Below are 11,960 nucleotides of genomic sequence, written 5' to 3'. Positions count from 1 at the left end.
GCGCCCTCGTCGGGCCGTATGAGGGCGCCCTTCGTGGTGCCGTGCGCGCCGATGCCGGCGCGGGGGAGGGCCGGTTACTGCGCGCCGGGGCGGACCAGACCGCTCTCGTACGCGTACACCGCGGCCTGTACCCGGTCGCGCAGACCCAGCTTGGTCAGCACATGACCCACGTGCGTCTTGACGGTGGTCTCGCTGACGAAGAGGTCGGCGGCGATCTCCGCGTTGGACAGACCGCGGGCGACCAGCTTCAGCACCTCCACCTCACGGTCCGTCAGCGTGTGCAGCGTGTCCGGCACGGGCTCGTCCCCGGAGGGCAGGTGCGTGGCGTACTTGTCCAGCAGCCGCCTGGTGATGCTCGGCGCGAGCATCGCCTCGCCGCCCGCCACCACGCGGATCGCCTGCACCAGTTCGTTGGCGGGGGCGTCCTTCAGCAGGAAGCCGCTGGCGCCCGCCTTCAGGGCCTCCACGACGTACTCGTCGAGGTCGAAGGTGGTCAGCACCAGCACCTTGGCCGGTCCGTCCCGCTCGGGCCCGGTGATCTGCCGGGTCGCCTCCACACCGTCCATCCGCGGCATGCGGATGTCCATCAGCACGACGTCGGGCTGCAGCGCCCGGACCTGGTCGAGTGCCTGGAGGCCGTCTCCGGCCTCGCCGACGACCGCGAGGTCCTGCTCCGCCTCCAGAATCATTCGGAAGCCCGTGCGCAGCAGCGGCTGGTCGTCGACCAGTAGGACGCGGATGGCCACGTAAGTCTCCTTCGCTAGTCCGGTCCCATTCTGCCCTGCTCGGTGCCGCCGGATTCGGCCGCCCTCACCGGCAGCGTCACCGGCAGCGGGTAGGGCGGGGGAGTACCGCCGAACTCAGGGCAGTGGGCCTGGTGGTCGCACCAGCCGCACAGCTTGGTGGGACGCGGCCGCCACTCACCCGTCTCGGTCGCCAGCCGGATGGCCTCCCACAGCGCCAGCAGCTTGCGCTCGACCCGCTCCAGGTCGGCGAGGACCGGGTCGTAGGTGAGCACGTCACCGCTGCCGAGGTAGACGAGCTGGAGGCGGCGCGGGACGACCTTCTTCAGCCGCCACACCACCAGCGCGTAGAACTTCATCTGGAACAGCGCGCCCTCCGCGTACTGGGGGCGGGGCGCCTTGCCCGTCTTGTAGTCGACGATCCGCACCTCGCCGGTGGGGGCCACGTCGACCCGGTCGATGATGCCGCGCAGCCGCAGCCCGGAATCCAGCTCCGTCTCGACGAACAGCTCCCGCTCGGCGGGCTCGAGCCGGCTCGGGTCCTCCAGGGTGAACCAGCGCTCGACGAGCCGCTCCGCCTCGGCGAGCCACTGGGCCAGCCGCTCGCCCTCCGGGTCGTCCGCGAACAGCTCGCCGACCTCGGGCCTGCTCTCGCGCAGCCGGTCCCACTGCCCCGGGACGAGCGCCTTGGCCCGCGGCGCGGTGCGCTCGGCCGCCGGGGCGTCGAAGAGCCGCTCCAGCACCGCGTGCACCAGCGTGCCCCGGGTCGCCGCCTCGCTCGGCTTCTCCGGCAGGCGGTCGATGACCCGGAACCGGTACAGCAGGGGGCACTGCATGAAGTCGCCGGCCCGGGAGGGGGAGAGCGAGGCGGGCGCCGCGGCCACGTGTGCGGGAGCGGGGGCGGATGCCGGGGTGGGCACGGGTGCGGGGGCGGTGGCCGTCGTGCCCACCGCCGCGTCGGGGTGGTCCGCCGCCGTCGCCGCCGGTCGGGCGGGGCCGCCGGTGCCCTCCGCGACATCCTCGATGCTCGTCTCCATGCCCACAGACCTTACGGCCCGCGACTGACAGCGCCCCAGCCCGCGGTGTGACCCGTGTGGCGGAAGGGAAGCACAGGGGTGCCGGGGCGGAACGGGCGGCGACGGACGCATACCATCGACACGAGACCCTTCCGCCCGTCAGGTGCGGGAGACGCTTCGAACGAGGGGACACCGTGGACGTGAGCGGCGGGAGCGGGCAGCCGCGGTCCGGCAACGACGAGTCGGCCGAGCCCCGGACGGGCTCCACGGCCCCGACCGCCGACGCCGGTCAGCCGCGACCCATGGATTCCGGCCCACCCGGGAAACGACCCGCCGACCGCCGCGACGCTACGGGCGACCCCTCCGGCGAACCGCCCCGGACACCGCCCGGGACCCCCGAGGACCAACCGCCGACGCCCGGCCCGGAGACGACGCCCGGCCCGGAGACACGGGAAGCCGGGGCACCGGACTCGCTGACGCAAAAGTCGGCGACGCAGAACTCGGGGGAGCCAACCTCGGGGGCGCCGGATTCGGGGACGCCGAGTCCTGGAACGCCGGGTGCCGAGGCGCCGGATCCCCGGACACCGGAATCCACGACGCCGCACACCGGAACGCCGGATCCCGACGCGCCGGATCCCGAGGCGCGGCGGGGGCACACGTCGGCGGGTGCGGGTGCGGGCGACCCGCGGACAGGTCAGCCCTCGCCCCCCGGTGACCAGCACTCCGCACCCACCCCCGCGCGGCCCGGTCGGAGCCCGTTCGACACCCACCCCGACCGGCCCCTGGCCGACGCCCGCGCCCACGGGCCCGCGCCGGGGCGTCCGCCGCAGCGGAAGCCGGAGCCCGGGGGCGGGCTGCTGATGGGCAGGCCCTTCGGCGTGCCCGTGTACGTCGCGCCCAGCTGGTTCCTGGTCGCCGCCCTGATCACCTGGGTGTTCGGCGGTCAGCTCGACCGCGTGCTGCCCGAGCTCGGCGCCGCCCGCTACCTGGTCTCCCTCTTCTTCGCGGTGGCCTTCTACGCCTCCGTCCTCGTCCACGAGCTGGCCCACACCGTCGCCGCCCTGCGCTTCAAGCTGCCCGTCCGCCGCATCCAGCTCCAGTTCTTCGGCGGCGTCTCCGAGATCGAGAAGGAGGCCGAGACCCCCGGACGGGAGTTCATGCTGGCCTTCGTCGGCCCCTTGCTCTCCCTCGTCCTCGCGGGCGTCTTCTACGCCGCCCTGCTGCCCGTCGAACCGGACTCGGTCCCCGGCGTCCTGCTGGCCGGGCTGATGATCTCCAACCTCCTCGTGGCCGCGTTCAACCTGCTGCCCGGCCTCCCGCTCGACGGCGGCCGGATGCTCCGCGCCGTCGTCTGGAAGATCACCGGGAAGCCGATGAGCGGCACCGTCGCCGCCGCCTGGATCGGCCGGGCGCTCGCCATCGCCGTACTGATCGGCCTGCCGCTGCTCACCCAGTCCCTCGGCTCCGGCGCCGCCGACGACGTCGGCATGGACACCGTCATGGACGCCCTCCTCGCGGCCATCCTCGCCGCGATCATCTGGACCGGCGCCGGGAACAGCCTGCGCATGGCCCGCCTGCGCGAGCACCTCCCGGAGCTGCGCGCCCGCGCCCTCACCCGGCGCGCCGTCCCCGTCCCGGCCGACACGCCGCTGTCCGAGGCGCTGCGCCGCGCCAACGCCTCCGGGGCCCGCGCCCTGGTCGTCGTCGACGCCGACGGCGTCCCCGTCTCCCTGGTCCGCGAGGCCGCCATCGTCGGCGTCCCCGAGCACCGCCGCCCCTGGGTCCCGGTCAGCGGCCTCGCCCAGGACCTCACCGACGGCATGCGCGTCTCGGCCGAGCTGTCCGGCGAGGAACTCCTGGACGCCCTGCGCGCCAACCCGGCCACCGAGTACCTGGTCGTCGAGGAGACCGGTGAGATCTACGGCGTCCTGTCCGCGGCCGACGTCGAGCGCGCCTTCGTCAAGGCGATGGCCCGCCCCTCCTGACCACCGCTCTCCCACAGCGGTGGTCGGCGGCTCCGCCCGGGACCGGTAGGCTGGTCACATGTCCGAACCGACCGGTGCCGCCCGCAGGCGCGGGCCCTTCAAGGTCGGGGACCAGGTTCAGCTGACCGACCCCAAGGGCCGCCACTACACGTTCACGCTCGAGGCCGGGAAGAACTTCCACACCCACAAGGGTTCCTTCCCCCACGACGAACTGATCGGCGCTCCCGAGGGCAGCGTTGTCCGCACCACCGGGAACGTCGCCTACCTCGCGCTGCGCCCCCTGCTCCCCGACTACGTCCTGTCCATGCCCCGCGGGGCAGCCGTCGTCTACCCGAAGGACGCGGGGCAGATCCTCGCCTTCGCCGACATCTTCCCCGGCGCGCGCGTCGTGGAGGCCGGCGTGGGCTCCGGCTCCCTCAGCAGCTTCCTGCTGCGCGCCATCGGCGACCAGGGCATGCTGCACTCCTACGAGCGCCGCGAGGACTTCGCCGACATCGCCCGGCAGAACGTGGAGCGCTACTTCGGCGGCCCGCACCCCGCCTGGCAGCTCACCGTCGGCGACCTCCAGGACAACCTGTCCGACACGGACGTCGACCGCGTCATCCTCGACATGCTCGCCCCGTGGGAGTGCCTGGACGTCGTCAAGAAGGCGCTCGTGCCCGGCGGCATCCTGTGCTGCTACGTGGCGACCACCACCCAGCTCGCGCGGACCGTCGAGTCCATCCGCGAGATCGGCTGCTTCAACGAGCCGACCTCCTGGGAGACGATGATCCGCAACTGGCACGTCGAGGGCCTGGCCGTCCGCCCGGACCACCGGATGATCGGCCACACCGGCTTCCTGCTCACCGCCCGCCGCCTCGCGGACGGCGTCGAGCCGCCCATGCGCCGCCGCCGCCCCGCCAAGGGCGCCTACGGCGAGGACTACGACGGCCCCAACGCCGGCGGAGGCTCCGGCCGCTGAGGCGGCCCGGTGCCGCGACAACGTGACGACGCCCCCCCCACGAGCGGGCCGAAACGCGGGAGGACGGCCGTTCACCGGAATCGGGCCGAGTACCCACCCCGCCGTTCCCCGGCACTGTGACGTGTGGCACGATGCTGGCCACCCCCCCCGCCGGCACAGCCCTCACAGGAGACACTCCTCGTGCAGCACCCCGCCGTTCCGGACCTGTCGCACACGCACACGCGCCCGATCCACTGGGTCGCCACCGCCACCGCTCTCGCCGGAGTGGTGGCCCTGTCCTCCGTCCTGCAGCCCGACGCCGCCACGGCGGCCCAGACCCCGGCTCCCGTCCCGAAGAGCGCCTCCGCCCCCGTCGCGCCGCCCGACCCCGCGGACGTCGCCTTCCCCCTGGAGTGCGGTCCCGTCGAGGCGGTGGTGCAGAGGAAGGCCTCCGGAGACCTCGACGGCGACGGACGCCCCGAGACGGTCGCCGCCGTGCACTGCGACGCCCCCATGGGCACCCCGCCCGACGCCGTGTACGTCGTCACGCGGCAGACCGAAGGCGGCAAGCCCCGGGTCGTGGCCACCCTGGTGAGCCCCGAGGAGCGCCGGACGGTGACCGCCCTGGCGGTGCGCGGCGGTGTCGTCCACACCACGCTGCTCGGCTACTCCTCGCCCGACGTGCCCAGTTGCTGCCCCGACGTCACGGACGACGTGAAGTGGCAGTGGAAGAACGGCGCGTTCGTCCGCGACACACCGTCCCAGGCCCGCGCCGTATGACCGGTGGACCTGTGACGGGTGGTGTGACACATCAGACAGCGGTCACGGAGCGTGCGGACGGGTCACAGTTCGGTCACTCTGTGTCCGGTCCGTAGACCTCGGTCCTGTCCGAAACACGACGTACGTGGATGCACTCGCCCGGACACTCCTTCGCGGAGTCGACCACGTCCGTGAGAAGCGGCAGCGGCACGGGCGTTGCCGCCCCGGGGGTCTGCAGAAGCTCGTCGTCGGCGCCCTTGACGTAGGCCAGACCGTCGATGTCCAGCTCGAACACCTCGGGCGCGTACTGCGCGCAGATGCCGTCGCCGGTACACAGGTCCTGGTCGATCCAGACCTCCAGGGCCTCGCTGTCGACTCCGGCCTCCTGCTGCACGCTCATCTCTCCTGCCGTTTCCTGCGCCGAGCCGCTCGGGAATCCGGCCAGCTCTGACGGGTGTTGAACGCTTCGAGCGTACCTCCGCCTGGGTTCCATCCACGTTCGGTGGGTATTTCCCTGGCGTGAGGGAGAGCGCAAGGGTGAAGATCGGACACACCCCGACAGTCTTTTGATCTAGGGGTTTCAATCGACACCCACCCAGGTAGGGTCTGGAAGCGTCCAGCTCCCCTTGGAGGAGGTGAGGACCGTGGCAGCCCACGACGACGACATGAACCGCGGCATCCGCCCGGGTCGAGGGTCCGAGGACCCGGCCGGGCAGGTGGCCTACCTTGAGCAGGAGATCGCCGTCCTGCGACGCAAGCTCGCCGAATCTCCGCGGCACACGAGAATTCTCGAAGAGCGGATCGTCGAACTGCAGACCAATCTGGCCGGCGTGTCCGCTCAGAACGAGCGACTCGCCGGCACGCTCCGCGAGGCCCGCGACCAGATCGTGGCCCTCAAGGAGGAGGTCGACCGGCTGGCTCAGCCACCGGCCGGCTTCGGCGTCTTCCTGCAGGCCAACGAGGACGGCACCGCCGACATCTTCACCGGCGGCCGCAAGCTGAGGGTGAACGTCAGCCCGAGCGTCGAGCTAGACGAGCTACGACGCGGCCAGGAAGTGATGCTCAACGAAGCTCTCAACGTGGTCGAGGCCATGGAGTACGAGAGCGTCGGCGACATCGTCACCCTCAAGGAGATCCTCGAGGACGGCGAGCGTGCCCTGGTACTCGGGCACACCGACGAGGAGAGGGTCGTACGGCTCGCCGAGCCGCTGCGGGGCATCACCATCCGCCCCGGCGACGCCCTCCTGCTCGAACCCCGCTCCGGCTACGTCTACGAGGTCGTGCCCAAGAGCGAGGTCGAGGAACTCGTCCTCGAAGAGGTCCCCGACATCGGCTACGAGCAGATCGGCGGCCTCGGCGGACAGATCGAGGCCATCCGCGACGCGGTCGAGCTCCCCTATCTCTACCCCGACCTGTTCCGGGAGCACGAGCTGCGTCCGCCCAAGGGCGTCCTGCTCTACGGGCCTCCCGGATGCGGCAAGACGCTCATCGCCAAGGCGGTCGCCAACTCGCTGGCCAAGAAGGTCGCCGAGGTGACCGGCCAGGCCGCCGGCAAGAGCTTCTTCCTCAACATCAAGGGTCCCGAGCTGCTGAACAAGTACGTCGGCGAGACCGAGCGGCAGATCCGCCTGGTCTTCCAGCGTGCTCGTGAGAAGGCCAGCGAGGGCACCCCCGTCATCGTCTTCTTCGACGAGATGGAGTCCCTCTTCCGCACCCGCGGCTCCGGTGTCAGCTCGGACGTGGAGAACACCATCGTCCCGCAGCTGCTCGCCGAGATCGACGGTGTGGAGGGCTTGCAGAACGTGGTGGTGATCGGCGCCTCCAACCGCGAGGACATGATCGACCCCGCCATTCTGCGGCCCGGCCGGCTCGACGTGAAGATCAAGATCGAGCGTCCGGACGCCGAGGCGGCCAAGGACATCTTCGGCAAGTACCTCACCGAGCGCCTCCCGCTCCACGTGGACGACCTCACGGAGCACGAGAAGGACAAGGCGGCCACCGTCCAGAGCATGATCCAGACGGCGGTGGAACACATGTACGCCGAATCCGAGGAGAACCGCTTCCTCGAGGTCACCTACGCCAATGGCGACAAGGAAGTCCTCTATTTCAAGGACTTCAATTCCGGTGCCATGATCGAGAACATCGTGGGCCGCGCCAAGAAGATGGCGATCAAGGACTTCCTCGAGAAGAACCAGAAGGGCCTTCGCGTCTCCCACCTCCTCCAGGCCTGCGTGGACGAGTTCAAGGAGAACGAGGACCTGCCCAACACCACCAACCCGGACGACTGGGCCCGCATCTCCGGAAAGAAGGGCGAGCGGATCGTGTACATCCGTACGCTCGTCACCGGAAAGCAGGGCGCGGACACCGGACGCTCCATCGACACGGTGGCGAACACCGGTCAGTACCTGTAAAAGGCGGGGCGGCTGCGGGTGCCCTCAGCGGGTACCCGCAGCCGACTGTTTTCCGGAGCCCCGACTGGAGCAAGGCAATGCCGCAAATGATCTCCCCACCAGCGCAAAGGCGTTCTAGGCTCTTCCATACCGCCGAGTCGCGCAGTGCGGGGACGGGTACCGCATACGCATCGGAGCGCCAGCGGTACTTGAGCGGCGCCCAGGACGGGCGCCGCCGGGCAAGGAGGGCCGCATGACCGTACGGCGAGTAATGGGCATCGAGACGGAGTACGGGATCTCCGTCCCCGGCCACCCGAACGCCAATGCCATGCTCACCTCGTCCCAGATCGTCAACGCCTACGCGGCGGCGATGCACCGGGCCCGCCGGGCCCGCTGGGACTTCGAGGAGGAGAACCCGCTGCGGGACGCGCGGGGCTTCGACCTCGCCCGTGAGGCCGCCGACTCCAGCCAGCTCACCGACGAGGACATCGGCCTGGCCAACGTGATCCTCACCAACGGAGCACGGCTCTACGTCGACCACGCCCACCCCGAGTACAGCGCTCCGGAGGTCACCAACCCGCGGGACGCCGTGCTGTGGGACAAGGCCGGCGAGCGGATCATGGCCGAGGCCGCCGAGCGGGCCGCCCAGCTGCCCGGTGCCCAGCCGATCCACCTCTACAAGAACAACACCGACAACAAGGGCGCCTCCTACGGCACGCACGAGAACTACCTGATGAAGCGGGAGACCGCCTTCTCGGACATCGTGCGCCACCTGACGCCCTTCTTCGTCTCCCGCCAGGTCTTCACCGGCGCCGGCCGCGTCGGCATCGGCCAGGACGGCCACGAGCACGGCTTCCAGCTCAGCCAGCGCGCGGACTACTTCGAGGTCGAGGTGGGCCTGGAGACGACGCTGAAGCGGCCCATCATCAACACGCGCGACGAACCGCACGCGGACGCCGAGAAGTACCGGCGCCTCCACGTGATCATCGGCGACGCGAACCTGTCCGAGATCTCCACGTACCTGAAGCTGGGCACGACGGCCCTGGTCCTGTCCATGATCGAGGACGGGTTCATCGCGGTCGACCTGGCCGTGGACCAGCCCGTGCGCACCCTGCACCAGGTCTCGCACGACCCGACGCTCAAGCGCCTGGTCACGCTGCGCAGCGGACGGACGCTCACCGCGGTGCAGCTCCAGATGGAGTACTACGAGCTGGCCCGCAAGTACGTGGAGGAGCGCTACGGCGCCGACGTCGACGACCAGACCAAGGACGTCCTGGGCCGCTGGGAGGACACCCTCAACCGGCTGGAGAACGACCCGATGAGCCTGGCCGGCGAGCTGGACTGGGTGGCCAAGCGGGAGCTGATGGAGGGCTACCGGCGCCGGGACGACCTGGACTGGGACGCGGCCCGGCTGCACCTCGTGGACCTCCAGTACGCCGACGTACGGCCCGACAAGGGCCTCTACAACCGCCTGGTCGAGCGCGGCCGCGTCAAGCGGCTCCTGGACGAGACGGAGGTCGAGCGGGCCCGTACGAAGCCGCCGGAGGACACCCGCGCCTACTTCCGCGGGCGCTGCCTGGAGCAGTACGCGGACGACGTGGCCGCGGCCTCCTGGGACTCGGTGATCTTCGATCTGCCGGGCCGGGACTCGCTCCAGCGGGTCCCAACCCTGGAACCGCTTCGCGGAACGCGTAATCACGTCAAGGAGCTCCTGGACCGCTGCCGCACCGCGGAAGACCTGGTCAAGGTCCTTTCCGGCAGCTGACGGGGCCGAGCGGGTACACGGGAGGAGACCGCCGGGCAGGGTGGAAAGCCACCTGGTCCGGGAACCATCGAGATGGTCCTCGTACGTTGGGAAACTGCGGGGCCGATGTCGGACCCGGCTTGTAGGGTCTGATCTTGACCGAGCAACTGTGTCGGGCGAACCGAGCGGGGTGAGGGTTATGGCGACCAAGGACACCGGCGGCGGGCAGCAGAAGGCCACGCGTTCCACCGAGGAGGTCGAGGAGCAGGCGCAGGACGCGCAGGCTTCCGAGGACCTCAAGGAGCGCCAGGAGAAGCTGAACGACGACGTGGACTCCGTCCTGGACGAGATCGACGACGTCCTCGAGGAGAACGCGGAGGACTTCGTTCGGTCCTTCGTGCAGAAGGGTGGCCAGTAGGCCGGCACGGGGCCTGCTTCTCCCACGCCTCCCGGGCCCGGTCCTGGGCCCCACGAGGGGCGGACGAGCAGAGCGTGAGACGTCGCGCGCGGTGCGGTGAAAGCCGTGCCGCGCGCGGCCCGAGGCGGGGGCCGGGATGTTCGTCGCGCGGTTCCCGCCGAGTATGTGGATCACCGCCGTCAGGCGGGTAGGGTCCGTGGCATAGCTGTCGCATACGTGGAAGGAATCGCGTGGAAGCCAACACTCGTAGCACCGGGCGTCTACCGGCTGCCTTCCTGACGCCCGGGTCCTCCTCCTTCATGGACTTCCTCGGTGAGCACCAGCCCGAGCTGCTCCCGGGCAACAGGCAGCTGCCGCCGGTGCAGGGCGTCGTCGAGGCACCGCACGGCACGACGATCGTGGCGGTCACGTTCCCCGGTGGTGTGGTCCTCGCCGGTGACCGGCGGGCCACGATGGGCAACATGATCGCCCAGCGGGACATCGAGAAGGTCTTCCCGGCCGACGAGTACTCGGCGGTGGGCATCGCCGGTACGGCGGGCCTGGCCGTGGAGATGGTGAAGCTGTTCCAGCTGGAGCTGGAGCACTTCGAGAAGGTCGAGGGCGCCCAGCTCTCCCTGGAGGGCAAGGCGAACCGCCTGTCCACGATGATCCGGTCCAACCTCGGCATGGCGATGCAGGGGCTGGCCGTGGTGCCGCTCTTCGCCGGGTACGACGTGGACCGGGGCAAGGGCCGCATCTTCTCGTACGACGTGACGGGCGGGCGGTCCGAGGAGCAGAACTTCGCGACCACCGGGTCGGGATCGATCTTCGCCCGCGGCGCGATGAAGAAGCTCTACCGCGAGGACCTCACCGAGGAGCAGGCCACGACGCTCGTGGTGCAGGCGCTGTACGACGCGGCAGACGACGACTCGGCGACCGGTGGTCCCGATGTCGCCCGCCGGATCTACCCGATCATCACTGTGATCACCGAGGACGGCTTCCGCCGGCTCAGCGAGGACGAGGGCTCGGCGCTCGCCCGCGCGGTGCTGGAGCGGCGGCTCGAGCACCCCGACGGCCCGCGGGCCGCGTTGCTGTAGGGGGCGCGCCCGGCCGTGTTGTCAGGTGGTTCAGTGACTTCTCCAGAAAGGGACGGATAACCGGTGTCGACGCCGTTCTATGTCTCACCCCAGCAGGCGATGGCCGACCGGGCGGAATACGCCCGCAAGGGCATCGCCCGTGGTCGCAGCCTGGTCGTGCTGCAGTACGCCGACGGCATCGTCTTCGTCGGCGAGAACCCGTCCCGCGCGCTGCACAAGTTCAGCGAGATCTACGACCGGATCGGCTTCGCGGCCGCCGGCAAGTACAACGAGTACGAGAACCTGCGGATCGGCGGCGTGCGCTACGCCGACCTGCGTGGTTACACCTACGACCGGGACGACGTGACGGCCCGGGGCCTGGCGAACGTCTACGCCCAGACGCTGGGCACGATCTTCTCCAGCCAGGCCGAGAAGCCGTACGAGGTGGAGCTGGTCGTCGCCGAGGTCGGTGACAGTCCCGAGAGCGACCAGATCTACCGGCTGCCGCACGACGGCTCGATCGTGGACGAGCACGGCTCGGTCGCGGTCGGGGGCAACGCCGAGCAGATCAGCGGGTACCTGGACCAGCGGCACCGGGACGGCATGACGCTGGCCGAGGCGCTGAAGCTGGCCGTCCAGGCGCTCTCCCGCGACACCAACGGCAGCGAGCGGGAGATCCCGGCGGAGCGGCTGGAGGTCGCGGTGCTGGACCGTACGCGGCCGCAGAAGCGGAAGTTCAAGCGGATCGTCGGCGGTCAGCTGTCGCGGCTGCTCGACGCCGGCTCGACGGGTGAGATGACCCCGGAGGACGACGGCGAGGACGAGGCCGGGACCGAGTAGCGGCGGCCGGGGGGGGGGGGGGGGGGGGGGGGGGGGGGGGGGGGCCCCCCCCCCCCCCCCCCCCCCCGCG

General features: G+C 70.7%; 11 protein-coding genes. 8 read left to right on the top strand and 3 right to left on the bottom strand.

What is annotated here, in order from left to right; all coding sequences use genetic code 11:
• Positions 1–74 precede the first annotated feature (74 nt).
• Positions 75–746: a response regulator transcription factor gene (locus ACFIF2_RS35560; protein WP_007447882.1), complete on the bottom strand. Its 672-nt coding sequence runs from the start codon at positions 744–746 to the stop codon at positions 75–77.
• 14 nt (positions 747–760) lie between these two features.
• Complete coding sequence (locus ACFIF2_RS35555) at positions 761–1,780, bottom strand: RecB family exonuclease (protein ID WP_395577428.1); 1,020 nt, start codon at positions 1,778–1,780, stop codon at positions 761–763.
• A gap of 281 nt (positions 1,781–2,061) precedes the next feature.
• Between ACFIF2_RS35555 and ACFIF2_RS35550 the strand changes: the two genes are divergently transcribed.
• The 3 genes from ACFIF2_RS35550 (at position 2,062) to ACFIF2_RS35540 (ending at position 5,464) form a co-directional block, all read left to right on the top strand.
• Entirely contained in the window at positions 2,062–3,744 is a 1,683-nt protein-coding gene (locus ACFIF2_RS35550) for a site-2 protease family protein (protein ID WP_395577429.1), read from the top strand.
• Positions 3,745–3,802: 58 nt separating this feature from the next.
• Positions 3,803–4,705, top strand: coding sequence for a tRNA (adenine-N1)-methyltransferase (locus ACFIF2_RS35545; protein ID WP_019325234.1), 903 nt, complete (start codon positions 3,803–3,805; stop codon positions 4,703–4,705).
• 180 nt (positions 4,706–4,885) lie between these two features.
• Positions 4,886–5,464 carry a hypothetical protein gene (locus ACFIF2_RS35540; protein WP_395577427.1) on the top strand — a complete coding sequence of 193 codons (579 nt, stop codon included), beginning with the start codon at positions 4,886–4,888 and terminating at the stop codon, positions 5,462–5,464.
• A 73-nt stretch (positions 5,465–5,537) separates the two neighbouring features.
• Here the strand turns inward: ACFIF2_RS35540 and ACFIF2_RS35535 are convergent, their stop codons facing one another.
• A complete protein-coding gene (locus ACFIF2_RS35535; RefSeq protein ID WP_395577426.1) occupies positions 5,538–5,843 on the bottom strand; it encodes a ferredoxin in 306 nt (101 codons plus the stop codon).
• A 244-nt stretch (positions 5,844–6,087) separates the two neighbouring features.
• Here ACFIF2_RS35535 and arc point away from each other — a divergent pair, with 244 nt between their 5' ends.
• From arc to prcA, 5 genes are all read left to right on the top strand, one after another.
• Entirely contained in the window at positions 6,088–7,854 is a 1,767-nt protein-coding gene (gene arc / locus ACFIF2_RS35530; RefSeq protein WP_395577425.1) for a proteasome ATPase, read from the top strand.
• Between the two features lie 232 nt (positions 7,855–8,086).
• Positions 8,087–9,598 (top strand): depupylase/deamidase Dop, encoded by a 1,512-nt coding sequence (dop, locus tag ACFIF2_RS35525; protein ID WP_395577424.1) that lies wholly within the window; start codon positions 8,087–8,089, stop codon positions 9,596–9,598.
• 178 nt (positions 9,599–9,776) lie between these two features.
• Entirely contained in the window at positions 9,777–9,995 is a 219-nt protein-coding gene (locus tag ACFIF2_RS35520; protein ID WP_053128307.1) for a ubiquitin-like protein Pup, read from the top strand.
• A 230-nt stretch (positions 9,996–10,225) separates the two neighbouring features.
• Positions 10,226–11,071 carry a proteasome subunit beta gene (gene prcB, locus ACFIF2_RS35515; protein ID WP_395577423.1) on the top strand — a complete coding sequence of 282 codons (846 nt, stop codon included), beginning with the start codon at positions 10,226–10,228 and terminating at the stop codon, positions 11,069–11,071.
• Positions 11,072–11,134: 63 nt separating this feature from the next.
• On the top strand, positions 11,135–11,890 hold the full coding sequence (prcA, locus tag ACFIF2_RS35510) for a proteasome subunit alpha (protein ID WP_395577422.1): 756 nt from the start codon (positions 11,135–11,137) through the stop codon (positions 11,888–11,890).
• The last annotated feature ends 70 nt before the right edge of the window (positions 11,891–11,960 follow it).

The organism is Streptomyces sp. BK79 (genome assembly GCF_044142145.1).
Lineage (GTDB): Bacteria > Actinomycetota > Actinomycetes > Streptomycetales > Streptomycetaceae > Streptomyces.
The sequence above is the reverse complement of the archived record's forward strand: the minus strand, read 5'-3'. Positions and strand labels throughout refer to the sequence as shown.